This is a genomic window from Vibrio sp. TRT 1302, assembly GCF_050113875.1.
Lineage (GTDB): Bacteria > Pseudomonadota > Gammaproteobacteria > Enterobacterales > Vibrionaceae > Vibrio.
In genome coordinates, this window is the sequence record NZ_JBNJOF010000007.1 from 11727 (window position 1) to 35659 (window position 23933).

Below are 23933 nucleotides of genomic sequence, written 5' to 3' on the forward strand. Positions count from 1 at the left end.
ATCGTTTTTTCCTATCAAACAAATAGGAGTAAAGAATCTGCAATTGATCCACTCCCATGCCATGCTTACTCAAACGAATAACCTCCCTAGGATTAAGGTCAAACCCTAGTCGCGGCAGGTGGCTCAATAAGTATCTAGACAACAAACAGTTCGGAGAAAAGATATGCACGGTGACAATACGGAAAATGCAGGTCGATGCCCTGTGATGCATGGCAGCAACACAACTGTCGGCGGTAAAGCGACTAAGAATGTTGACTGGTGGCCCAATCAATTAAATCTCAAAATACTGCATCAGAATGATAAGAAGTCGAACCCGCTAGATGAGAACTTCAACTACGCAGAAGCCTTTAAAGCCCTAAACCTTAAAGCGGTCAAAGCGGATCTCGAAGCTCTGATGACCGACTCTCAAGAGTGGTGGCCTGCAGACTACGGTCACTATGGTCCATTCATGATTCGAATGGCGTGGCATGCCGCCGGTACATACCGAACCTCTGATGGACGCGGTGGGGCAAACAATGGTAACCAACGCTTTGCACCGCTGAACAGCTGGCCAGACAATGGCAACTTAGACAAAGCACGCCGTCTACTTTGGCCGGTAAAGAGAAAATATGGCAGCAGTTTATCTTGGGCTGACCTATTTATCTTGGCAGGCAACGTCGCCATCGAGTCTATGGGTTTGACTACTTTTGGGTTTGCTGGTGGTCGCGAAGATATTTGGGAACCAGAAGAGGATATTTACTGGGGTGCGGAGAGTGAGTGGCTCGGCGATGAGCGTTACTCTGGTGAGCGAGATTTAGAAAAGCCGCTTGCTGCCGTGCAGATGGGCTTAATCTACGTTAACCCAGAAGGACCGAACGGCAATCCAAGCATTCTCGCTTCTGGCCGTGATATCCGTGATACGTTTGCACGTATGGGCATGAATGACGAAGAAACCGTCGCGTTAGTCGCAGGAGGTCACACGTTTGGTAAAACTCACGGTGCGGGTTCCGAAGGTCATATGGGACCAGAGCCTGAAGCCGCGCCATTGGAAGAGATGGGCTTTGGCTGGAAAAACAGCTTTGGCACAGGTAAGGGCGACGATACGACCACCAGCGGAATTGAAGGCGCATGGACTCCGAACCCAATCGCTTGGGACAACGGCTACTTTGACATGCTGTTTGGCTATGACTGGGATCTCGTCAAGAGCCCTGCGGGTGCGTGGCAGTGGGAACCCATTGGGGTGACAGAAGAACACATGGCACCGAAAGCGCATGATGCTTCAACTAAAGTGAAAACCATCATGACCACCGCTGATATGGCGATGCGTATGGATCCTATCTATGGCCCAATATCAAAACGTTTCCATCAAAATCCAGACCAGTTTGCCGAGGCGTTTGCTCGAGCATGGTTTAAGCTAACTCACCGTGATATGGGACCAAAAACCCGCTATCTAGGAGAAGAAGCCCCGACCGAAGATCTCATTTGGCAAGATCCTCTCCCACAAGCAAGCTTCGCAGCCCTTTCCGATACAGATACGGCAGAGCTAAAACAGGCAATTCTCGAGTCAGGCCTGAATGTTTCAGAACTGGTCTATACAGCTTGGTCAAGCGCATCGACCTTCCGAGGTTCAGACTATCGAGGCGGAGCAAACGGCGCTCGTATTCGCTTGTCACCTCAACGTCACTGGGAAGTTAACCAACCTGAGCAACTGGATAAAGTACTCGCTACTTTAGAGCGTATTCAGACCAGCTTCAACACAGCTCAGCGCGGTGTATCAATGGCCGACCTTATTGTTTTGGGCGGTAACGTCGCGATCGAGAAAGCGGCCAAAGAGGGTGGATTTAGCGTAGATGTTCCGTTCACTTCAGGACGTGTTGATGCCAGCGAAGAGCAAACGGATCAAGAGTCATTTGCGGTACTTGAGCCTGAAGCGGACGGTTTCCGTAACTTCTCTAAAAAGCTATTCTCAGTTCCAGCAGAGGAAATGCTGCTCGACAAAGCGCAGTTACTTGGACTGACTGCACCAGAGATGACGGTACTCATTGGTGGATTGCGTGTTCTAGGTGCTAACCACAACAAGACTCCACACGGCGTATTCACTGATCGAGTTGGCGTTTTGAGCAATGACTTCTTCGTCAATCTTGTTGATATGGCAACGGAGTGGAAGCCAGTCTGTCCTCACAATAGTGCCTACTTAGGTACTGACCGAGTGACTGGTGAGAAGAAATGGACAGCGACTCGCGTCGATCTCGTCTTTGGTTCAAACTCTCAGCTTCGCGCGCTGGCAGAAGTCTACGCCTGTGACGATGCTAAAGAGAAGTTTGTGAAAGACTTTATTGCAGCCTGGGCTAAGGTGATGAATGCGGACCGATTCGATTTAATCTAATCTCGTTGGGATATATCACAAATAAAATGGGGGCCTAGTGCCCCCTATTTGTTTAGTCGTGAGTTCATCTCAAACTACCCGTTGGATTAGTGCGCGCATTTTGGTCATACTAGCTGCTGTGGCAAAGGCGTATCACTAATTAAAGCGAAGGAAAGATGGAAGCAGTAATCCAACAAGCAATTGAGTTACGTAAACAGGGTAACTACCAAGCATCACGAGATTTGTTGACCACGTTACTGGGCGATAACCAATACGCAGCTAAAGCACACTTGCATATTGCTTGGTCATTCGACAATGAAGGCAAAGAGCAACAAGCCATTGACCATTACCTTGCATCACTTTCAGGGCCGATTTCACCAACCGAGCGTTTTGATGCCTTATTTGGCTTGGCAAGCACTTACCGTAGCCTTGGACAGTACCAGCAAGCACTTGGCTACTTTGAGCAAACCATTGATGAGTATCCCAAGTCACTCGAAGTACAACCCTTTTATGCCATGTGCCTGTACAACTTAGGTCGCCACAAAGAAGCCACTTCACTGCTACTGGAGCTATTAGTCAACACCACGAATAGTGAAGAGATTAAACAGTATCAACGAGCCATTTCCTTATACGCCGAAGACTTAGACCGCACTTGGTAGCCAACCTTCTGTAAATAAAGGCGCCAACTCAGACAGCTAGCGCCTTTCACTTCGCAATGAAAATGACTAGCCCCTGAGAATTGGGTTGGTTAAACAAGTTGGCCCACCCTCACAAGCCATACATAGCGCATCGCCTTCAAATACGCTGACCTTAACACCATGCTCTTCCATTACCTGTTTGGTTTTTGGGAAACCATCAATCATGATGCAGTGATCCGGTGAGGTCGGCAGTACATTCAAGTTTAGGCCAAACGACGCCTTAAACTCATCGGCGGGTGCCACGACCATCTCAATTCCAGTTTCCTTTAACAAAGTCCATAGACGCGCTGGAATCAGAGGTGGATGAACCAAATACTTGGTTTCTGTTAGTGGTGAAATCACCGACATCAAGTGTAAGCACGCCTCTTCACCTGCCCAGTACGGCATGTCAAAACCAAGAACATCAATACCATGAGGGTTAAGGATCTGATTTAACTGCTCAACACCTTGCGCATTAGACCGAAAACCAATCCCCACCAGTAAAGTGTTCTCATTGAGCCAGATGGTATCACCACCTTCAACCATGGCATCCCCAGTAAGCTCACCAAGAATAGGAATTCCTGCTTTTTCAAAAGCCTGACGGTGAAGTTGAGGCTCTGGTTCACGCAGTTTTTTGCCCATTTTTAAAGGCACAGCACCAGCTTTAGTGATTAACGAGGCGTCACGGGTGAACATTGCATCAGACAAACCATCACCGTCATCTTCAATCCAAACAATCTCCGCCCCACTGCTTTCAATCATGCCCGCAAACTCATCGTATTGTTGAATCGCTTTCTCAGCATCAAACAGATGGTTGTAGTGCCAAACAGTACGATCTGCTTCCCTCAAGCTTTTACCCGGACGACGCATCAATACGCGCGACATATTTTCAGCCATTAGCTGACAACCGTAATTTGCCATTTCGCCTTTCCTTGTTATCACTTTGTTAAATAAAGTTTGACATCAGTTTATACAGACATATAAATTTATACAACCGTATAGTTAAACTCTCAACTCTTGGTGATTTGGATGTCTGCAAATGGATTGCGACCTAACGAGCCTGTACTGCGAGTCAAAGGGCTGCATAACTCTTTTGACCATGTCGAAGTGCTAAAAGGCATTGATTTAGAAGCCAATAAAGGTGAAGTCGTCTCGTTAATTGGTGGGAGTGGTTCAGGAAAATCCACCACCTTGCGCTGCCTCAAACAATTTATCAGCAATATTTATTAGTCATTTTCACGTTAGTCATACTCAAGGAAGGAAATAACATGAAACTAGCAAAACTCGTCGCACTCTCATGCACCGCATTAAGCTTAGCAGTGGCTCAAGCACAAGCCGCTCCACTCAAAGTTGGGATCGGAACTGAGTCTTACCCTCCATTTGCTGTGCCTGATGCCAATGGTCAGTATTCGGGTTGGGAAATCGACATTGCCAATGAGATTTGTAAGCAAGCCAATCTTGAGTGTGAAATTGTCGCCACGGCATGGGATGGCATTATCCCTTCTCTGGTAGCCGGTAAGGTCGATATTATTGCGGCATCGCTTTCAATTACTGACGAGCGTAGCAAAGTCATTGATTTTTCGGATAAGTATTACCAAAGCGGAGCAAGTCTTGCTGTCGCTGCGGGCAGTGATATCACTCCAACAGCAGAGAGCTTAGCCGGCAAGAAAATCGGTGTACAATCTGGCTCAATCCACCAGTCCTATGTATTGAAACACTTCAAAAACGCAGAAATCAAAGAGTATCAGACACAAGACGAAGCCAACCAAGACCTGTTCTCCGGACGTATAGATGCCACGCTAGCGGATGCGACTGTGCTGGACGAGTTTCTTGCCTCCCGAGAAGGTGAACTGTGCTGCTCGTCTGCGGGTCTAGTACAAAACGATGAAGCCATTTTGGGCAAAGGTATTGGCTTTGGTCTGCGTAAAGGCAGCGATGAGCTAAAAGCGAAACTCGATCAAGCCATTGTCGAAATTCGTCAGAATGGAACCTACGACAAAATCACTCAGAATTACTTTAACTTCAATATTTATGGTGAATAAGGACTATCCACCGGAGAGCTAGATGGCAAATTATCGAGATATGAGTGCCTTAGAGCTACTCTCAATATCCCCTCCCGGATGGGGGGGATATCTACTAGACGGTCTTATCGTCTCTCTTCAAATAGCAGGGCTAGGCTACTTATGTGGATTGGCAATCGGCTTTGTAGGTGCAAAAGCGAAACGCGGTAACAATCTTGTTTGCAAGGATATCGCGAAAATATACACCACCGTTATTCGTTCTGTACCCGAGTTGGTTCTTATCCTTTTGGTTTACTTCGCGCTACCTGAACTTATCAATCAAGCGCTACAAATGTTTGGTTATCCACCATTTGAAATGAGCGGCTTTTGGGCGGGAGTTCTTGTGATTGCGATCGTGCAAGGGGCATACGCGACCGAAGTGATTCGCGGGGCGCTAAATAGTGTCCCTCCGGGGCACATTGAAGCGGCACACAGTTTTGGGATGCGTCCTTGGGTTATATTCTATCGGATCACGATTCCTGAAATGCTGCCAAACGCAATCCCTGGGCTGTCCAATTTGTGGCTTATCGCAACCAAAGATACGGCTCTGCTTGCCGTTGTAGGATTTACCGAGCTAACGTTAGCCGCAAAGCAAGCGGCAGGGGCGACCAAAGATTACTTCCTATTTTTAGTTGCAGCAGGTGTTTTGTATCTCTTGGTCTCTTTGGTCTCAAACCGCTTGTTCAAGTATCTAGAACAACGAGTAAGCAAAGGAATCAGCTATGCTTAACCGTGCTCACACGCACCGAGTCATTCTCGTGCTCCTTGCTGGTATCTTCGTCTTAGCGACGGTTGTGTATCTCGACTGGCAATGGATAGGCAAGTATTCCAATGACATCATCACGGCTTTGTGGAAAACCCTACTGCTGTTAATCAGCACCGTCATCTGTGGTTTTGTACTTGGCGTTTTTCTTGGCCTCGCGCAACTGTCGCCTTCTAAAACCTTAGCAGGGCTGGCTCGCGGGTTTTGTACCATAATTCGAGGTACTCCCCTGCTACTTCAACTGTGGCTACTTTATTATGGATTGGGGTCTCTGTTCCCCTATATACCGGGTTTAAGACAAAGCTGGCTCTGGCCTTATCTGATAGAAGTGTGGCCGTATGCCTTTGTCGCGCTGACTTTGTCCTTTGCTGGCTATGAAGGAGAGGTGATGCGCGGAGCACTTAAAGGGGTGCCGAAAGGCGAACTAGAAGCGGCCTATTCTATGGGGATGTCGCCTTGGCTAGTCCTACGTAGAATTTGGCTACCCAGAGCCATTCAAAGGGTACTTCCAACCCTAAATGGCGAAGTCATTCTGCAACTCAAGGCGACGCCTCTGGTCGCCACAATATCGTTCGTCGACATTTTTGCGGTGTTTTCTAGAGTCAGACAAGAAACCTATATTATCTACGAACCATTGCTGCTACTTGCTCTTATCTATTTGATGATTGCGGGGTTAATAACATTTGGTTTTTGGCTCATCGAACGGCGTTACCCTAATTATTCTTAGGTAAAGTTTGTTATATTAGGTCAATTAACAACATCGCTATAACAAAATATAACTATCACATAGTCATTTCCTATGAACGAGAAACGCAGATTATCGCGACAACAACAGTCCAATAACCGTAAACATGAATTGGTCGAAGCCACACTGCGAGTCATTGCAGCCCATGGCGTAAAGGCGGCGACAGTTCGCACTATCGCCGAAGAGGCGAATGTCACTCAAGGCCTGATTCGTTACCACTTCCGCAGCAAAGATGAGTTAATCATTGCTGCTTACGAAAAGCACATGACAGATCTTATCTCAACAGCGGCTCACGGTGCTTCACAAGGTGATTTTTCATGCGCGAAATATCGTTTGGCGATGTTTGTTCGTGCATCAGTGACACCTCCAGTCATTGACGCACAAGTGATTGCGATCTGGGCAGGATTTTTCCAAATGCTATTTCACAGCGACTCAATGCGTGAAAGCCATAAAAAAACCTACCACTTACTGCGCAACCACATTAAGTCGTTAATCACCGATGTCTTTGAGCAAGAAGGCAGAGAAACCACAGAAGCCGAACTCCGTCAGTTGAGCATTGCCTGTAACGCCGTGCTGGATGGTTTGTGGATTGAAGGGGGGATTATCCCTGATGAGTTTTATGAGAATGAGCTAGTTGATACGGTTATCCGTGCTTTCAGCGGTATGCTTCAGGTGGATTTAGCCACCTCCACGGACAAGTGATAACAATCCATCGGCTCAGAGAGTGATGACTCACTCACCGATAAAATCATTAATGGGCGTCCCATCTCGTATGTCGATGACTAAAATGATTCCATGTTTACCTTGCTAGGCGACTTGAGCAACCTCCAAAGTATCCCTCTTTAGCTGTTGCTTTTGCTCGATTTTGTCACAGATATAACCACCGATAGGAATCGCCGACGTGGCGGCTGGTGACGGAGCATTGCAAACATGAAAACTACGTGGACTTTCCGCGAACAAGAAATCGTGAACCAGAGTGCCGTCCTTGAGTACAGCCTGAGCACGAATGCCCGCAGGGTAAGGTTCAAGATCTTCCACTTTAATCTGAGGACAGTATTTGTTGACCAGTTTCAGATAGCCTGGCTTCCACCAAGAGTTCTTAGTCTCGATCAAACCCGTTTTTAGATGCTTAGCCGATACTTTCCAAAAACCAGGAAAACTCAGCATATCCAGCACATCACGGAGACAAAAATTAATCTTGCCGTAGCCTTCTCGCTTCCAGCCTTGAACAGCATTAGGGCCAACAGTCACTGAACCGTCAATCATTCGCGTCAAGTGAACACCTAGAAACGGTAGGTCTGGATCAGGAATTGGGTAAATTAGGTGATTGACAATATCGTTATACTTTTTCGGCAGACGATAGTATTCACCACGATATGGAACAATCTGAAAATCTGTCTCGATGCCCATCAATTTGGTCATTCTGTCAGCCATCAGTCCCGAACAAACCACTAGAAACTTCCCATCAAATGAGATGACCTGATCTTTTCTTTTCGCCGATACGACTACACACTGTGGTGATTCATACAAACCTGTAACTTCCGTCTCTAAGGCGACTTCACCTCCTGCTTCAACAAAGACTTGAGCCATTTTCTCGGTCACTCGTCGATAGCTGACAATACTGGTTGTCGAAACAGCAATCGCGCCAAGACCAACGATATTAGGTTCACGAGTTTTCAGTTCATTCTGATCGATCAGCTCTACATCCAATCCATTTTCAAGACAGCGTTGATAAAGTGCCTGCATTCGTTCCACTTCCAATGGACTGGTCGCTACCAGTAGCTTTCCACAGTTCTCGACAGGGATATTGTGCTCAGCACAAAATTGGGTTGTCGCTTCTACCCCTGCTTTACAGAACTCTGCTTTCAGACTGCCAGGAGCATAATAAACACCAGCGTGAATCACACCACTGTTATGTCCTGTTTGATGGCATGAAAAACCCTGTTCTTTTTCAATCAGTAGAATCGACTTATCTGGATAACGCAGTTGTAACTGCCATGCGGTCGACACCCCAACAATACCGCCACCGACGACGATGTAGTCGTAAACTTTACCCACGCTGGTACTCCTTCACTCACTCTATTTTAATTATAGCGAAACGCCCTCCCCCATTCACCGAATGACTGGACAAAGGCGTTTGACTATACGCCCCTAAATAGGGGCTAAAGGTTAACGTGTAAAATGACCACGTTGACGCAGAAGTTCACGCTTTAAACCTTCATGTGCGACAAACTTATCGCGCCCGTGCAACCAACAGTGGTTCTGAACCACCAGCATTGAGCCGACGTTAACACGAACATTGAAGCAGTTAGTATCGCTCTCCAATGATTCACTCATTTGATGCAAGTAAAGACCTTGCTGCATGTTCTGTGGTTGAGCAAACTGGTCGATAAACAGCATATGAGGTTTGCCGTTTTTGTCCTCTTCAAAGAAGACAGGGTGATTAATGGTGTAGCCCACATTTTTGCTTGGCGGCGCACCCCAAACGATATTTTGCTTTGCCATTGGATGGTGATAAAAACGCTCCAGATCCTGCCAATCATCTACATGAAGTAATAATGAATCGCCCATTTGCATGTTCTTCTCATCCATCTTCATCATTAGCACAAAGTCTGTACGCTCATTAACGTAAGTACCATCATTGTGCAGTTCCATGCGGCGATGTGCCTGACGTAAGTAGCTATCACTGTTGTCTTCGTTCTTAACAGTGAAACGCGCGTAGTATTTTCCGTACATAGCATCAAAATTAGGGATACCAATCAGATGAGAGATCGCCGTAGACAGGATCACGAAAAACTCGCGCTGTTCTTCACTATCGGTGAAGGTCGATTTTGCTTCTTCAGACGGTTCAAGCAAGAACGCCCCCGTTTCACGATCTTCCATCGTTTCAACTAAGAATTTACCTAACTGGTAGTCACACGCTTTATCAAGAGCATCAGCGACTGCAAAACGTAAGAACGGTTTGTATTCAATAGACTGTAAGTTGTAGTCTTTGGTCAGGTCAGTAAATTTATCGAGTGTTTCTTTTGCTAAAGTAACGACTTGCAAGCGTGGGCTCTCTGGGTGCAGAGAAATTGTAAAGCCGCAACGCTCTTCGACATTCTGGTTGAAAACCTTAGCGATATTCATTGTTTCACATCCTTTTTTGGCTGAGCAGTAACACTGCTTTTCTCGTCATATTGTTGTTTTTGCTAAGCGAATGGGCCCGACGCTTGAGTTAACAAAACTATAACGACAGCAGGAACATATTAACAATATATGGTAGATATAGTTTCTATATACAAAATAGATGGTGCTTTTCGGAGTAATCACGATGGATCTTAAACGCCTGCAATACTTCCGCCAGCTTGCTCAAACCGGCAATTTCACTAAAGCTGCAGATCAGTTGGGTATTGCCCAGTCAGCTCTTAGTACCAGTATAAAGAAACTCGAACACCAACTCGGGTTAAAACTCGTCAACCGTACCGAGCGACAAATGAGCTTAACAGCAGAGGGGCAAGTATTGCTCCGCCATGCCAACATCATTTTGGAAGATGTTGAACAAGCTCAAAGAGAAATGCAGGAACTGAAAGGGCTCACCAGCGGCGTGATCAATTTTGGTGTTTCCGCCATGTTAGCGTCATACTATCTGCCTGATGCTTTAGAGCAATTTAAGAAAGCGTATCCAGGTATTCAAATCAATATCCATGAAGCTGGAACCGCAACACTCGGTCAAATGCTGGTTAACGGAGAATTGGATCTCGCGTTAATTCGAGGCGATCGGCAACATGACCAGATTCGCCAAAGCTTGCTGGCGCAAGATCAAATTGTAGCCTGCGTTCCAGCTAAGCATCCTTTTGCATCCAGAGAGAGCATCACTCTCGAAGAGTTCTGCCAGCAACCCTTAGTGATGTTTAAAAACGGTTATTTTTTGCGTGAGACAGTGAACAGCTATTGTCAAAACAACAAGATTAAGCCAAACATCCATTTCGAAACAAACCTACCAGAACTGCTTAAGTCTATGGTTAGACGCAATATTGGGATTGGGACCTGCTTACCTGTATTAGTGAAAGGTGACGATGAGTTGAGAGCGATTCCTTTTGATCCTCCCATTCCACTACAACTCGGTATAGGCTGGAAATCGAGTCACTACCTCTCAACTGCCGCCAAAGCATTCGTTCGTTTCCTTACTGACACCTTGAGTTAATTCAGGTTTATCGTCTGTATTGTTTGATGGCGATAAACCTTTATATTTATTCGCTATGATTTTACTCATCCAGAGCCATGGATAACATCTCGGCAAAATTAATCAGGCTCAATGCTCCCTACCTGAAGACTTATCAAAAACGTCCGCAAAAACAGGATAGTTAGAACCCCATCAACATACTCCTGTTCACCTCGGCGTATAGTCATTGACTGGTTTATAAGTCTAGAGATTGCGCATGTTCGATCACCCAACACTCACTCAACTGAGAAGAACTCTTCATCAAAACCCCGAGCTATCACATCAAGAACAACAAACGGCTCAACGTATTCGAACCCTCTTTGAAAGCTTCCAGCCTGATGAAGTTCATACTCAGCTTGGAGGACATGGATTAGCCTTTGTATTTGATGGGGAAAAAGAAGGTCCATCCACCTTGATTCGTTGCGAGTTAGACGCCTTGCCCATTCAAGAGCAAAACCATTTTGCACACCGCTCTCTCGTCGATGGTGTTTCTCACAAATGTGGCCACGATGGTCATATGGCAATAATCTCGTCATTAGGTGCAACGCTGGCGAAGCATAAACCTAAGTCAGGTAGAGTAATTCTATGCTTTCAACCTGCTGAAGAGACGGGGTCTGGCGCAATTGACATGGTCAAGGATGAGAAATTTTCCAGTTTAACACCTGACTATGCCTTCGCGCTCCACAACTATCCCGGATTAGAATTGGGTAAGGTCGCGGTACGAGCTGGCACCTTCAACTGCGCATCACGAGGTATCATCATTAAGCTAACCGGTAAAACTTCCCATGCAGCTCACCCTGAAGATGGCGTCAGCCCCGCGCTTACCATGTGCAAAATTATCGAAACACTGAATCAACTCCCTCAACAAATGGCTAAACAGGGTGTTGGTGACAAGCTTTGGGTTACGGTGATTCATGCCAAACTTGGCGAGGTTGCTTTTGGCACTGCGCCCGGTGACGCGGTGATAATGGCAACCCTTCGTACTGAGACCAACCAAGCTATGGATAGCTTAATCGAGATGGCTCAAACTCTTTCAACTCAATACGCAAAACAGGCTGGATTAGAGATTGAATTCAGCTTCGATGACGTTTTTCAAGCAAGCGTTAACTCCCAAGAAGGGTGTGACCGTGTCGTTCAAGCGTGCCTCAATACTTCAACGGACTACCTATTGATGGATGAGCCAATGCGTTGGTCGGAAGATTTTGGTCAGTTCACAGCGATAGCGAGTCAGGGGGCAATGTTTGCTTTGGGAGCTGGGGTTGAAACACCTCAACTGCACAATCCCGATTATGATTTTGCTGATGAGCTCATTCCAATAGGTCATGCCTTGTTTGTCGATTTAATTCAGCAGATCAACGGATTAGCGTAATGCTTTGCAACTGTCCCTATTCACTCCATGCGTAAAGATGCGGGTTAGCTCGCTCCCCTTTCCATCGTGTAGTTAAGCGATTGAAAGATAGGCTGATATAGAAAAAGATTATCAATCGATACAAATATGCTGCAATTAAACATCGAAAGTTTGAAAAACATGGTTAAAATAGCCGGCTCAGATTTTCTATCCATACTGCTCCTTTGAGGAAGAGACATTGAAAACGCAGCACCTTTCAGCAAGCGACAAACAAGATATCGAACTAGCTAAACAGATTTTAGCGCGTGGTGAATTGGTCGCGATTCCAACCGAAACGGTTTACGGACTGGCAGCAGATGCATCTAACCCAGAAGCAGTGAAGAAGATCTTCGCGGCGAAAGGTCGACCAGCTAACCATCCGCTGATTGTTCATATCGGTGATGTGGAGCAACTGTCTGACTGGGCGCGTGATATTCCAGAACAAGCCTATACGATTGCTGAGGCATTTTGGCCGGGGCCAGTGACCCTGTTGCTAAATAAAGCGCCACAAGCAACCTCTGTTGTGACTGGTGGCTTAGAGACCATTGGTATTCGTATGCCTGCGCACGACGTTTTCAGCACGTTATTGAAGTCATCGGGAATGGCCGTTGCTGCTCCTTCTGCGAATCCATACAAAAAACTCAGCCCGACTTCGGCTGAACATGTGATGAACTCGCTCGGTGGCAAAATTTCAGCTGTCTTGGATGGTGGGGACTGTACCCATGGTCTTGAATCGACCATTATCGACCTGACAGAGAAGCCATACCGTATTCTTCGTACAGGCCCAGTAACTGCAGCACAGTTATCAGAAGTACTTGGAGAAGAAGTGCTATCGCCAAAAGCACACAGTGTTGCCGTCCCAGGCAATGTGACCAGTCACTACCAGCCAAACACTAAAGTTCGTCTGGTTACTTTGGAAGAGATTTCCAATGCGAGTGGTGACAATATCGCATGTCTGCACTATTCACCGATTGCACCTAGCTTGGCCTTTAAATCTAAGCCTATGCCAACCGATGTCGCGCAATACTCACATGATCTTTACCGCGCACTAGATGAAGCGGATAAATGGGGCTGTGACGAAATTTGGGTTGAGAGACCGCCAGTTAGTGAGGAGTGGTTTGCGGTACATGATCGCCTAAACCGAGCTCAGTCTAAGCTGTAGCTACAGAGAACAAATCAGCAAAAACGCCCCTGTACCAAGGGGCGTTTTTGTATCCCTATCGCTCAAATGCTTATCTTAATTACCATAATTTAAGTGACAACGGATCAATCGCCAGTTAAACGTGTTGCAATTTTGTTAAATAGAATTAAAACTCTAAATATACATCCTCGAGCTCAGCTCAGTGTATGCACGTTTAATAGAAGGAGTAAGTTGTGCTAAGTATTCTTCGCCTGATGATGGCTGCCATTTTTGTTGTTTTTACTACTTTATTTGCCTTTGTCTACTGCCTGTTTAGCCCACGTAATCCTAAACATGTCTATTTCTTCTGTCGTTGGTTTAATCAATTACACAAAATCCTTGGTGTTACTTTAATTCAAAGAGGGCTAGAGCGAGCACCTACCCCAGCTAACAGCGTCTATATTTCTAACCACCAAAGCGTCTACGATTTTGTCACATCACCGGGAATGCTCAGACCAAGAACAGTCTCGTTAGGCAAGCGAGAGCTGATCTGGGTGCCATTTTTTGGCCAACTTTACTGGATTACTGGCAACATTCTGATCAACCGGGAAGACAAGTCCAAAGCTCGCGATACGATAAAACAAGTCGCAGAAGCGATTCATAAGCGTAACCTTTCGGTTTGGGCTTATCCTGAGGGAACGCGAAGTAAAGGACGAGGTTTGTTGCCATTTAAGACGGGGGCATTTCGCATGGCAATTGAAGCTGGCGTTCCCATTACACCAATGCTGGTCAGTACGACGCATAATAAAATCAACCTTAACCGCAGTAATAATGGCATCGTGATTACTGAAATGCTCGATCCTATCGACACCTCTGGCTATACCATTAATGATGCTCGCGCCTTGGCAGACCACTGTCATGCTCTGATGGCCGAAAAGATTGCTCAACTGGATCTGGAAGTCGCCCAACTTGAGCTGCAAGCCAGCGAAAAACCGCGTTCTAGCGTCGGCTAAACATCACTCTTCTACGCAAGGGGCAAATATCTTTATTCAATCGTGACCAGAAAAACAATTGCTCATCTGGTAACCGTTTCTTCTTTCTGGTCACATTTATCCAAGCTGCGGCGCACTATTCTATCTATATGTGCCTGTTTGGAATTTTCTATGGACTTGTTAATACTGGTCGGTCTTATATGTCTCAATGGCATATTCGCGATGTCAGAAATCGCTCTTGTTACCGCCAAATCAAATCGGCTAAAAAAACGAGCCGAACAACACGCTTCTGCGGCCATTGCGCTCGATTTAAAAAATAATCCGACTCTGTTTCTCTCCACGATTCAAATCGGTATCACCGCCATTGGTATCCTTAGCGGTGTTTTTGGCGAAACTATGCTCTCGGAGCCTTTTTCTATCTGGCTGATTAAGCAAGGCATTGAAGCCGATGTCGCCAATATCATTGCCACTGTAAGCGTTGTCGCCTCGATAACTTATTTCGCCATTGTCGTGGGAGAACTCGTGCCAAAACGTTTTGCGCAGAACAACGCGGAGCATATTGCCGTGATTGTCGCTTACCCTATCTCTATTCTGGCAAGACTCGCGTCACCCTTTGTCTGGTTACTTAGCCGTTCGACGGATGCGATTCTCCGTTTAGGTAGACAGTCCAATCAAATTGAAGATTCAGTCACAGAAGATGACATTATCGACATTATGGCTGAGGGTTCTGAATCAGGCGCAATCGAGCCACAAGAACAACAAATGATCAGTAACCTTCTGCACCTCAATGACCGTCTCGTTACCTCTCTTATGACTCCACGTTGCGATATTGAATACCTCGATATCACGCAGCCTATAGAGCAAATCTTAATGCGCATTGGCCAAACGCAACACTCGGTATGGCCCATCTGTCATGGCAGTCTAGATAAGATTATCGGCACTATTTCATCTAAGGTTTTACTTGAAGTGTACGATGAGTTATCAATTGCCACCTTAGCAAGGCAAGCGCGTCGGCCAAGGTACGTGCCCGAGTCAATGAAAGGTCTACCTCTACTCAATCATATGCAGCAAACCAATTGTGAAATGGCGTTTATTGTCGATGAATATGGGGACATTCAGGGACTCGTGACCCACTATGATCTTCTGGAATCGATCGCTGGTGAACTGGGCATGGCGCCTCAACATCTTTGGGCCAAGCAACAGCAAGATGGTAGTTGGATTATGGATGCCATGATTCCCTTAAACGAACTAAAACATCGGCTTAGTATCGAAACGCTCGATGGAGAAAAGAGTGAAGGCTTTCAGACTCTCAATGGCTTCCTGACGTGGAAAACCGGCAAGGTGCCAGAGTATGGCGAAGTCGTCCAGCAAGATGACTGGAACTTTGAAGTGTTATCGGTTCGTCACAACCGAGTGCTGCAAGTCCGCTGTTACCAAAGATGACAAACCCCAGCGCCTTGATACACACTGGGGTTATCGATTTTGTTAAGCGTTAAGAGCTTGTTCTAGATCGGCAAGAATATCATCAATATGTTCAATACCAACCGACAGACGAATCATTTCAGGCGAAACGCCAGCCTGTTTCTGCTCTTGCTCACTGAGCTGACGGTGTGTGGTCGACGCAGGATGACAAGCGAGAGATTTAGCGTCACCAATGTTGACCAAGCGCTTAAAGATTTGCAATGCATCATAGAAGCGCACACCTGCGTCATAGCCATCTTTTAGCCCGAACGAGAGAATCGCAGATGGTTTACCCTTCATGTATTTTTCTGCCAGAGGGTAATGCGCTGAAGAGGACAGGCCGGCATAACTCACCCAGCTAACCTTTTCATGTTTGTCTAAAAACTCCGCCACTTTTAAGGCATTTTCAGTATGACGCTCCATGCGAAGAGAAAGCGTTTCTAAACCCTGTAACAACATAAACGCATTCATTGGCGACAAAGCTGACCCAGTATTACGCAAAGGCACTGTTCGAGCTCTGCCGATAAATGCTGCGTCACCAAACGCTTCACAATACACTACGCCGTGGTAGGAAGGCTCAGGCTGATTAAAGACAGGGAAACGATCTTTATGCTTAGCCCATGGGAATTTTCCTGAATCAATGATCATCCCACCCAGCGTTGTTCCATGACCACCGACATATTTAGTCAACGAGTGAACGACAATGTCCGCGCCAAACTCAATGGGTTTACATAGCGCAGGGGTAGCAACCGTGTTATCGACGATAACCGGAACCCCTTGAGCGTGAGCCAATTGAGCAACACGTTCTAAATCGATAATGTTACCAGCGGGGTTACCGATACTCTCACAGTAGACCGCCTTAGTGTTTTCATCGATAAGCTCAGCTAAGCTCTCTGGCTTGTCATCTTTGGCAAACTTAACTTGAATCCCCTGATTGGGCAGCATATGTGCAAACAGTGTGTAGGTTCCACCATAAAGCTGAGGGGTAGAGACGATATTATCCCCCGCCTGCGCTAGGGTCTGAATTGCATAATTAATTGCGGCACTCCCTGCACTCACCGCCAAACCCGCGATACCGCCTTCAAGCGCCGCCATGCGCTTTTCAAGAACGTCGTTAGTCGGATTCATAATACGGGTATAGATGTTGCCCGGAACCGCAAGGTTAAACAAATCAGCACCATGCTGAGCATTATCAAACTCATAGGCAACCGTCTGATAAATAGGTGTTGCCACAGATTTAGTCGTCGGGTCAGTTTCGTAACCAAAGTGAATCGAGAGGGTTTCGTCTTTCATAGTCCTTCCTTGGGCGAATAATAAATAGTCAGCCTATTTTCATATCAGTTATCGAAAGCGAACTGTTCATAAATCATTCAAATATGTGGATTAATTCACACTCCATCGCGAGTTTAGATTTTGTCTCAAATCTCCGACAGCCAACGTTATTCATCTGATTAGACCATTTAATTGCATAGCTTCATGTATACTGCGCGGCAGTTATAGCCACATGAATAAACTTATGTTTCTAACACCGTATTTTTCACAAGAAAACAATCAGTTCCAGTTCACTCGCCAACAAGCAAGCCACTTTGCTAAAAAGGTAGCGGGTGACTTTAACCCTATCCATGATGAAGATAGCAAACGCTTCTGTGTGCCAGGTGATCTATTGTTCGCCGTACTGCTCAGCAAAGAGGGCATCAGCCAAAAAATGCGCTTCGACTTCTCAGGCATGGTGAACGATGGTGTGGCACTGTCTGTTGAAAATAAATGTGAGAAAGAAAGTGCAGTGCTAGACGAGAAGTCTAAAGAGTACTTACATATGTCTCGTGAAGGGGAAGTGAATCACAACCCTGAGTTCATTGAACATGTGGTCACTAGCTATGTTCAGTTCTCTGGCATGAACTTCCCTCATATCATGGTTCCATTAATGGAAGAGCAGCAGATGATGATCAACTGCCAACGTCCATTGGTGATCTATGAGAGCATGGAAGTTGAGTTTTCTCGCCTAGATCTGACTCACCCTGAAGTGGAGTTTTCCGGTGCGACATTTGATGTAGACGGTAAACGTGGCTTAGTGACTCTAAACTTTACCTTTAAAGAAGACGGTGAAGTAGTTGGCAAAGGCCTCAAACGTATGGTTGCGAGTGGTTTAAAACCATACGACCAAGAAGCGGTAGATGATCTTGTAGAACGCTTCCATGCTCGCAAAGAGGCGTTTCTAACCGAGTTTGCTAACGCAGCATAATCAATAAGGGGTTATCGACATTCGGTAACCCTTTTTTGATCGGTAACACCAACATGGTTAGTGGCATCGAGTTGTTGGTCAGCTCAAAGATCTCACTCAATCATCTAGCCCTCAGAGTGATTCTTGGTTAGCCTCCACCACACTGATTCATCCACACCAATCCCCATGACACAGCAAGCCTACTACTCAGCATCTATATTGCAGTTTTCCGAGATCGACACCAAAAACATCCTTAATCATTTGAGTGACGAAGCGCAAGCTATCTGGCAATCGAAGATCGATCTACTGAAAACACAATTCAGCCAATTACCTCATCTTGCGGGTGATGTGATCCTTGGTTTTAATCAGCCAGAACTAGAACTCGATACAGAGGTGGTTATTCTCTATCGCGGTCTAGTGTTTGTTGTCTCAATAGGTTCAGACAATGACCAGTATGATGAACAGCAAATGTCACAGCTCCACAAACAAGCCCTGCGCCTTAAAAAGCATCATTTGGGCAGTCAGACTAAATTCATCATCCCTGTATCAATAGAAACAAAGGCATCACCACAACCGAGCCCAATTACCGTTTCAGAAGATTTGGTGGCTGGCACTATGTGTGACAACGGCGAACATCTCGCTGCGCTCATCGAACACTTTTCTAACCAATATAAAGATGATCAAATCCTCTTGGATGAATGGCTAGAAAGTGGCTTTACTCTCGTGTCGTCATCATCGATTAGCGAGTCATCTTCTTAACAAAGACCACAACAAACAGTGCCATGGTAAAGCTGCCTAAGAAGGCTTCGCAGGCAGCGATAAAGCGCGCTAACCCAATGGGCGAAATATCGCCATAGCCTAATGTTGTGAATGTCACGACACTAAAATAGAGAGAGTTGAAAAACTCAAGCACGTAAAACTGCCAACCCGTAACATCTTCATAAATAGGGTGCGCACCTGTCGTATCGAGAAAGAAGTAGGCAAAAGCGCAGATCAAAATTAGGAAGATTGAGAAACCCACCACTCTTATCGGGTCTTCGCCATAACCACAGAAAATGTCCACTAACTTCGAGATCATTCTCTTAGAGCTGAGTAATGGCATTTGGTAACGACGAAAGCGCATTTCTCGCTTAAAGAAATCCCCCGCCATCTCGAACAAACCTTGCTTTTCACACTGTTTACGTATGTTTCGACACACTTCTTCAGCTTCTTGGCAATAGGTGATGGATGCTTTCCTGTCATGTCCTTTCATTGCTCGTCGTGCTTCCTGCTCTTGTTTAAGGCTCTCGCCCCATTCAATATTCTCCAGTTTCGCACGAGACAACTCTGCTCCTAGTAAGTTGCAGTTGTCGAGCTTGGCGCAATGTAAGTTGGCACCGATTAACTTCGCCTTCATTAACGACGAGTCACGTAAATCTAAACCGAAAAAATGGGCGTCAACCAAATTCGCCCGATAAAAATCTGCGCCCCGACACTGATAACCGTCCTTCGAACCACGGTTAACCAGATCGATGTCCTCGAGATTTGTTTTCGCCAACTGAAATCCGTCTAAAGGTTTACCTGCTGCGGCCCATTGTTCAACCTTGTCTTTTATATCATCATTGCTTTTATCGACTTTGGGGTCATGCCAGTAACAGAGTCCTGACTCCCCACACGGTTGATCGCAGCACCAGCCATCAGGATTTTGATAGCTGCATTGGCCTTGGTGAGATTCCATATGCACTGCCTCTAATCATATCCAGAGTGACGTTAGTAGCTCTAGATATCTTTACTAAGTGTAGTGGGTGCATATTGGCTCGCCATTACTATTTACAAATTAGTCAGTATCAACCTGTTCTCTAAGCCATTTTTTAAATAGCCGAGTATAAGGGTCATCAATGTGCGTAATCACAAAGTAACCTGCATTCGCAGCAATGGGGGCAAACGGAGCAATTAACCTTCCATGCTCAATTTCCTTATCCAATAGAGCAACTCGCGCCAAAGCGATTCCGACCCCAGCTTCAGCAGCCGACATTGCCATATCAGTTCGGTTGAAGAAATGACCTTGGTTGGTTTCAAAGTCCAATCGTTGATGGGATGCCCAATACAGCCACTCATAATCTTTAAGCGCCCCAGACCAAGGCATTAAATCATGAAGCAACGTCACTCTCCCCCACTCATCGCTGCCATGCAAGATCTCACGATGGGCATTGAAATAGTCACGACTCATCACTGGTAGCAACGATTCTTCCATTAACAGTTCCGCATCCGCATGTTTGTATGGCAAAGGCCCGTAGTCGATAGCAATATCGAAGTTTCGATTATCGCTATCCACCAACGCGCCCTCTGCAAAGGTATGGATCTGAACATCGGGATAGCGTTTATGAAAGTTTTCTAATCGCGGGACGAGCCATTTAAAAGCGAAGGATGGAGTCAGTTTCAACCGAATCTGCTTGCGTTCAGAAACCTGCGTCAATTGAAAAATGTTCTCTTCTATTGCCGCCAGATGATGACTGGTTGCCTCCACCAGCTTTCGTCCTTGTTCACTTAAACGTATGCCACGAGCGTGGCGTTCAAAGACACTAAAACCTAGTCGCTCTTCAATCTGCTGTAACTGTTGGCTGACAGCACCAACCGTCAGATTCAGTTCTTTCGCTGCACTGGTTAAGCTTTGATGGCGAGAAACAATACAAATAAGGTTAACACCTTGTAGTAGTGCCGATTTCATGGTCACCCTTTAAATTTTCTAAAAGCTAGTATCAATTCTTATCGATTGTTAAGCGGATGTAAATTGCACATTCTTGGCAAAATTTTAAAACTGTGAGAGTTGAACGTGAAGGTTGTTATTTTAGGCAGCGGTGTGGTCGGTTTGACCAGTGCTTGGTATTTATCTCAGGCAGGATTTGAGGTGACGGTCGTTGATAGGCAGGCACGCTCTGGAGAAGAAACCAGCTTTGCTAACGCAGGGCAGATTTCCTATGGTTACTCATCGCCATGGGCCGCTCCTGGTATTCCAACCAAGGCCATCAAATGGCTATTTGAAGAGCACGCTCCTTTAAAGATTAAACCTAGCCTAAGCCCTGAGCTGATCCAGTGGGCAAGTCAGATGTTGGTTAATTGCCAACTGGATAAATATCGTGTCAACAAAGCTCGTATGCTGACGATTGCCAACCGCAGTCGAGAGTGTTTAGCTCAGTTAAATAAGCAGTTTGACCTCAATTATCAGGGCAGAACCCAAGGTACGCTACAAATCTTCCGCAACCCAGCTCAACTCAAGGCGGTCGAAAAAGATATCGCGCTGCTTGAAGAAAGTGGTACTCAATACCAACTTATGGATCCGGCGCAATGTCTGGCACAAGAGCCAGGGCTAGCGAATATGAACGGGGATTTGGTGGGTGGTCTCTATTTACCTGATGATGAAACTGGAGATTGCCATCTATTTTGTCAGCAGCTTCAGGCAATGGCAGAGCAAGCGGGTGTCACCTTCTTGTTCAATACTCATGTCGAAAAGCTAATCACTGCCAACGATCAAGTGGTTGGCGTCGAAACATCGCATGGAACAATCCATGCCGACAGCTATGTCGTCGCGATGGGCAGTTATTCAAAACACCTTCTTGCGCCGCTTAACATACATATCCCTGTTTACCCTGTGAAAGGTTACTCACTGACTTTACCGGTGATCGACCCAAATCATGCCCCTTGTTCAACCATTATGGATGAGACCTATAAGGTGGCCGTAACACGGTTTGAAGAAAGGATACGCGTTGCAGGTACTGCGGAACTGGCAGGATTTGATCCCGCATTGCCTGATAAAAGGCTAGCGACGCTCAATCACGTAGTGAGCAACTTATTTCCTAACGGCGTCGATTTTTCTCAAGCAGAATACTGGACAGGCTTTAGACCAATGACGCCAGATGGCACACCTATTATTGGTCAAACAAGGCTCTCCAACCTTTATACCAATACTGGTCATGGCACTTTGGGGTGGACAATGGCATGTGGGTCGGCGGACATTCTAACGAATATTATCTCGTCACAAGGCCATGCATCATTCCGCGAACTCAGTATGGAACGCTACATCTAATCGCAAACAACACAATTCACTTGGTTAAACTGAAATTGCAAAACATTTCTCAGTAAGACCAAGTGAATTGGTAATATACAAATCACTAATATACCCACACCTAAAGCAATTACTGCTAATAAATTGTCGAACAACTATTAACCAGAGCTATTAATTAACAATTTTTTAGCACTTTGTGTTTTACCTCACGCAAATTCACATCCACAAACAAATAAATTAACAATTACGTTACAGAAAGGGTAATATCCTGTTCAGAAAACAACCATTACAAAACAAACAGGGAAACTACTTATGCAGTCAATTGTTGATTTTTTGAATGGAATTATCTGGAGCCCGGTATTGATTTATCTTTGCCTTGGCGCGGGTCTATTCTACTCAGTCATGACACGATTTGTTCAAGTTCGTCACTTTGGTGAAATGTGGCGCCTACTTCTTTCAGGGAAAAGTTCTTCAAAAGGTATCTCATCATTCCAGGCTCTAGCTGTATCGCTATCTGGTCGTGTGGGTACTGGTAACATTGCAGGTGTGGCAGCCGCTATCGGTTTCGGTGGTCCAGGTGCCGTATTTTGGATGTGGGTTGTTGCCTTCTTCGGCGCAGCAACAGCATACGCAGAATCTACTCTAGCTCAAATCTATAAAGAAGAAGACAACGGTGAATTCCGTGGCGGTCCAGCTTACTACATCGAAAAAGCGATGGGTCAGAAGTGGTACGCGTGGATTTTTGCTATCTCAACGATCTTTGCTTGTGGCTTCTTGCTACCAGGCGTTCAGTCAAACAGTATCGGTAATGCGGTAGAAGCTGCATTTGGTTCTGGTGAAATGATTGAAACAGCTATCGGTACATTCAGTTTCGCGAAAATCTTTACCGGTACTGTGATTTCAGTAATCCTAGCTTTCATCATCTTTGGCGGTGTGAAACGTATTGCTAACTTCACTCAGATCGTTGTGCCATTCATGGCTTTGGCTTACATCATCACAGCGTTCGTTATCATCCTACTGAATATCGGTGAAGTACCTCGTGTATTCTCAATGATCATTGGTGATGCATTTACGCCTATGGCAGGTGTTGGTGCTGCGATTGGTTGGGGTGTAAAACGTGGTGTTTACTCTAACGAAGCGGGTCAAGGTACAGGTCCTCACGCAGCCGCTGCTGCAAGCGTTGACCACCCAGCTCAGCAAGGTCTAGTGCAAGCGTTCTCTATCTACATCGATACACTACTAGTATGTTCTGCTACTGCATTTATGATCATCATTACTGGTGCATACAACGTACACGGTGCAGAAGGTTTCCTAGTACAGAATATTTCTGCTGATATTGCAGCAAATGGTCCTGTATTTACTCAAATGGCAATCGAGAGCGCGCTACCAGGTATCGGTAAACCATTCATCGCTGTTGCGCTGTTCTTCTTCGCGTTCACCACTATTCTTGCGTACTACTACATTGCAGAAACAAACATTGCATACATCCGTCGTACGTTTAAAGTTAACGGCCTAATGTTCTTGCTAAAAGTCGCATTAATCGCTGTTGTGTTCTACGGTACAGTTAAGACAGCAAACCTTGCGTGGGCAATGGGTGACGTGGGTGTAGGCCTAATGGCTTGGTTAAACATCGTGGGTATCTTAATTATCTTCTTCATGTCAAAACCTGCACTAAAAGCACTTAACGACTACGAAGAGCAGCAAAAACAAGGTGTCACTGAATTTACATTCAACCCTGTTAAGCTTGGCATCAAAGGTGCTGACTACTGGGAAGATAAATACCGCCGTAAAACGGGCAAAGCACCCGAGGCTGAAGTCGAAACAAAGCCAGTTGAACAACCTTCAACCTAATCTCGACTAAAACAGATAAAAGCAGTGGTAAAAAAAGGGGTTAGCCAATGGCTAACCCCTTTGTTA

22 protein-coding genes are annotated in these 23933 nt (G+C 45.8%); 16 read left to right on the plus strand and 6 right to left on the minus strand.

Annotation, left to right across the window (positions count from 1 at the left end; translation table 11 throughout):
* Positions 1-163 precede the first annotated feature (163 nt).
* Positions 164-2365, plus strand: a complete 2202-nt coding sequence (katG, locus tag ACQEXP_RS11040; RefSeq protein WP_426969861.1) for a catalase/peroxidase HPI — start codon at positions 164-166, stop codon at positions 2363-2365.
* Positions 2366-2520: 155 nt separating this feature from the next.
* The gene (locus ACQEXP_RS11045; RefSeq protein WP_426969863.1) at positions 2521-3003 is read left to right on the plus strand and encodes a tetratricopeptide repeat protein; all 483 of its coding nucleotides are present in this window, start codon (positions 2521-2523) and stop codon (positions 3001-3003) included.
* Between the two features lie 66 nt (positions 3004-3069).
* On the opposite strand, the gene ACQEXP_RS11050 is transcribed toward ACQEXP_RS11045, so the two are convergent.
* The gene (locus tag ACQEXP_RS11050) at positions 3070-3942 is read right to left on the minus strand and encodes a dimethylarginine dimethylaminohydrolase family protein (RefSeq protein ID WP_426969865.1); all 873 of its coding nucleotides are present in this window, start codon (positions 3940-3942) and stop codon (positions 3070-3072) included.
* Between the two features lie 108 nt (positions 3943-4050).
* Between ACQEXP_RS11050 and ACQEXP_RS11055 the strand changes: the two genes are divergently transcribed.
* The 5 genes from ACQEXP_RS11055 (at position 4051) to ACQEXP_RS11075 (ending at position 7291) form a co-directional block, all read left to right on the plus strand.
* Positions 4051-4251 (plus strand): ATP-binding cassette domain-containing protein, encoded by a 201-nt coding sequence (locus tag ACQEXP_RS11055; protein WP_426969867.1) that lies wholly within the window; start codon positions 4051-4053, stop codon positions 4249-4251.
* A gap of 38 nt (positions 4252-4289) precedes the next feature.
* Positions 4290-5063, plus strand: a complete 774-nt coding sequence (locus tag ACQEXP_RS11060; protein WP_426969868.1) for a transporter substrate-binding domain-containing protein — start codon at positions 4290-4292, stop codon at positions 5061-5063.
* A gap of 22 nt (positions 5064-5085) precedes the next feature.
* Positions 5086-5811 carry an ABC transporter permease gene (locus ACQEXP_RS11065; RefSeq protein ID WP_426969869.1) on the plus strand — a complete coding sequence of 242 codons (726 nt, stop codon included), beginning with the start codon at positions 5086-5088 and terminating at the stop codon, positions 5809-5811.
* Positions 5804-6571 (plus strand): ABC transporter permease subunit, encoded by a 768-nt coding sequence (locus tag ACQEXP_RS11070; protein ID WP_426969872.1) that lies wholly within the window; start codon positions 5804-5806, stop codon positions 6569-6571. Before ACQEXP_RS11065 ends, ACQEXP_RS11070 begins: the two co-directional genes overlap by 8 nt.
* A 72-nt stretch (positions 6572-6643) precedes the next feature.
* Positions 6644-7291 (plus strand): TetR/AcrR family transcriptional regulator, encoded by a 648-nt coding sequence (locus tag ACQEXP_RS11075; RefSeq protein ID WP_426969874.1) that lies wholly within the window; start codon positions 6644-6646, stop codon positions 7289-7291.
* Between the two features lie 105 nt (positions 7292-7396).
* Here the strand turns inward: ACQEXP_RS11075 and lhgO are convergent, their stop codons facing one another.
* Together lhgO and glaH are read right to left on the minus strand one after the other, a co-directional pair.
* Entirely contained in the window at positions 7397-8647 is a 1251-nt protein-coding gene (lhgO, locus tag ACQEXP_RS11080) for an L-2-hydroxyglutarate oxidase (protein WP_426969876.1), read from the minus strand.
* Positions 8648-8758: 111 nt separating this feature from the next.
* Positions 8759-9718, minus strand: a complete 960-nt coding sequence (gene glaH / locus ACQEXP_RS11085) for a glutarate dioxygenase GlaH (RefSeq protein ID WP_426969878.1) — start codon at positions 9716-9718, stop codon at positions 8759-8761.
* A gap of 184 nt (positions 9719-9902) precedes the next feature.
* Here glaH and ACQEXP_RS11090 point away from each other — a divergent pair, with 184 nt between their 5' ends.
* The 5 genes from ACQEXP_RS11090 to ACQEXP_RS11110 all read left to right on the plus strand — a co-directional run bounded on the left by ACQEXP_RS11090 (position 9903) and on the right by ACQEXP_RS11110 (position 15735).
* Positions 9903-10775 carry a LysR family transcriptional regulator gene (locus tag ACQEXP_RS11090; RefSeq protein ID WP_426969879.1) on the plus strand — a complete coding sequence of 291 codons (873 nt, stop codon included), beginning with the start codon at positions 9903-9905 and terminating at the stop codon, positions 10773-10775.
* Between the two features lie 235 nt (positions 10776-11010).
* A complete protein-coding gene (locus tag ACQEXP_RS11095; RefSeq protein ID WP_426969881.1) occupies positions 11011-12162 on the plus strand; it encodes an amidohydrolase in 1152 nt (383 codons plus the stop codon).
* A 217-nt stretch (positions 12163-12379) separates the two neighbouring features.
* Complete coding sequence (locus ACQEXP_RS11100) at positions 12380-13342, plus strand: L-threonylcarbamoyladenylate synthase (RefSeq protein ID WP_426969883.1); 963 nt, start codon at positions 12380-12382, stop codon at positions 13340-13342.
* 212 nt (positions 13343-13554) lie between these two features.
* Complete coding sequence (locus ACQEXP_RS11105; RefSeq protein WP_426969885.1) at positions 13555-14313, plus strand: 1-acylglycerol-3-phosphate O-acyltransferase; 759 nt, start codon at positions 13555-13557, stop codon at positions 14311-14313.
* A 150-nt stretch (positions 14314-14463) separates the two neighbouring features.
* A complete protein-coding gene (locus tag ACQEXP_RS11110; protein ID WP_426969886.1) occupies positions 14464-15735 on the plus strand; it encodes a hemolysin family protein in 1272 nt (423 codons plus the stop codon).
* Positions 15736-15777: 42 nt separating this feature from the next.
* Here ACQEXP_RS11110 and ACQEXP_RS11115 read toward each other — a convergent pair whose 3' ends face one another.
* Positions 15778-17046 (minus strand): O-acetylhomoserine aminocarboxypropyltransferase/cysteine synthase family protein, encoded by a 1269-nt coding sequence (locus ACQEXP_RS11115; RefSeq protein WP_426969888.1) that lies wholly within the window; start codon positions 17044-17046, stop codon positions 15778-15780.
* A gap of 223 nt (positions 17047-17269) precedes the next feature.
* Between ACQEXP_RS11115 and ACQEXP_RS11120 the strand changes: the two genes are divergently transcribed.
* On the plus strand, positions 17270-17995 hold the full coding sequence (locus tag ACQEXP_RS11120) for a DUF3581 domain-containing protein (protein WP_426969890.1): 726 nt from the start codon (positions 17270-17272) through the stop codon (positions 17993-17995).
* A 165-nt stretch (positions 17996-18160) separates the two neighbouring features.
* The gene (locus tag ACQEXP_RS11125; RefSeq protein WP_426969891.1) at positions 18161-18733 is read left to right on the plus strand and encodes a hypothetical protein; all 573 of its coding nucleotides are present in this window, start codon (positions 18161-18163) and stop codon (positions 18731-18733) included.
* Here ACQEXP_RS11125 and ACQEXP_RS11130 read toward each other — a convergent pair.
* Positions 18714-19691 carry an ion channel gene (locus ACQEXP_RS11130; RefSeq protein WP_269377599.1) on the minus strand — a complete coding sequence of 326 codons (978 nt, stop codon included), beginning with the start codon at positions 19689-19691 and terminating at the stop codon, positions 18714-18716. The two genes, ACQEXP_RS11125 and ACQEXP_RS11130, sit on opposite strands and share 20 nt — an antisense overlap.
* Positions 19692-19790: 99 nt before the next feature.
* The gene (locus tag ACQEXP_RS11135; protein ID WP_426969893.1) at positions 19791-20681 is read right to left on the minus strand and encodes a LysR substrate-binding domain-containing protein; all 891 of its coding nucleotides are present in this window, start codon (positions 20679-20681) and stop codon (positions 19791-19793) included.
* Between the two features lie 105 nt (positions 20682-20786).
* Between ACQEXP_RS11135 and ACQEXP_RS11140 the strand changes: the two genes are divergently transcribed.
* Both ACQEXP_RS11140 and ACQEXP_RS11145 read left to right on the plus strand, forming a co-directional pair.
* Positions 20787-22037, plus strand: coding sequence for a D-amino acid dehydrogenase (locus tag ACQEXP_RS11140; protein ID WP_269377602.1), 1251 nt, complete (start codon positions 20787-20789; stop codon positions 22035-22037).
* A gap of 291 nt (positions 22038-22328) precedes the next feature.
* Complete coding sequence (locus ACQEXP_RS11145; RefSeq protein ID WP_269377603.1) at positions 22329-23867, plus strand: alanine/glycine:cation symporter family protein; 1539 nt, start codon at positions 22329-22331, stop codon at positions 23865-23867.
* Positions 23868-23933 lie beyond the last annotated feature (66 nt).

Coding starts and splice junctions, on each gene's coding strand:
- katG (WP_426969861.1), top strand. CDS start 164: ATGCACGGTGACAATACGGAAAATGCAGGTCGATGCCCTGTGATGCAT.
- ACQEXP_RS11045 (WP_426969863.1), top strand. CDS start 2,521: ATGGAAGCAGTAATCCAACAAGCAATTGAGTTACGTAAACAGGGTAAC.
- ACQEXP_RS11050 (WP_426969865.1), bottom strand. CDS start 3,942: ATGGCAAATTACGGTTGTCAGCTAATGGCTGAAAATATGTCGCGCGTA.
- ACQEXP_RS11055 (WP_426969867.1), top strand. CDS start 4,051: ATGTCTGCAAATGGATTGCGACCTAACGAGCCTGTACTGCGAGTCAAA.
- ACQEXP_RS11060 (WP_426969868.1), top strand. CDS start 4,290: ATGAAACTAGCAAAACTCGTCGCACTCTCATGCACCGCATTAAGCTTA.
- ACQEXP_RS11065 (WP_426969869.1), top strand. CDS start 5,086: ATGGCAAATTATCGAGATATGAGTGCCTTAGAGCTACTCTCAATATCC.
- ACQEXP_RS11070 (WP_426969872.1), top strand. CDS start 5,804: ATGCTTAACCGTGCTCACACGCACCGAGTCATTCTCGTGCTCCTTGCT.
- ACQEXP_RS11075 (WP_426969874.1), top strand. CDS start 6,644: ATGAACGAGAAACGCAGATTATCGCGACAACAACAGTCCAATAACCGT.
- glaH (WP_426969878.1), bottom strand. CDS start 9,718: ATGAATATCGCTAAGGTTTTCAACCAGAATGTCGAAGAGCGTTGCGGC.
- ACQEXP_RS11090 (WP_426969879.1), top strand. CDS start 9,903: ATGGATCTTAAACGCCTGCAATACTTCCGCCAGCTTGCTCAAACCGGC.
- ACQEXP_RS11095 (WP_426969881.1), top strand. CDS start 11,011: ATGTTCGATCACCCAACACTCACTCAACTGAGAAGAACTCTTCATCAA.
- ACQEXP_RS11110 (WP_426969886.1), top strand. CDS start 14,464: ATGGACTTGTTAATACTGGTCGGTCTTATATGTCTCAATGGCATATTC.
- ACQEXP_RS11115 (WP_426969888.1), bottom strand. CDS start 17,046: ATGAAAGACGAAACCCTCTCGATTCACTTTGGTTACGAAACTGACCCG.
- ACQEXP_RS11120 (WP_426969890.1), top strand. CDS start 17,270: ATGTTTCTAACACCGTATTTTTCACAAGAAAACAATCAGTTCCAGTTC.
- ACQEXP_RS11125 (WP_426969891.1), top strand. CDS start 18,161: ATGACACAGCAAGCCTACTACTCAGCATCTATATTGCAGTTTTCCGAG.
- ACQEXP_RS11130 (WP_269377599.1), bottom strand. CDS start 19,691: ATGGAATCTCACCAAGGCCAATGCAGCTATCAAAATCCTGATGGCTGG.
- ACQEXP_RS11135 (WP_426969893.1), bottom strand. CDS start 20,681: ATGAAATCGGCACTACTACAAGGTGTTAACCTTATTTGTATTGTTTCT.
- ACQEXP_RS11145 (WP_269377603.1), top strand. CDS start 22,329: ATGCAGTCAATTGTTGATTTTTTGAATGGAATTATCTGGAGCCCGGTA.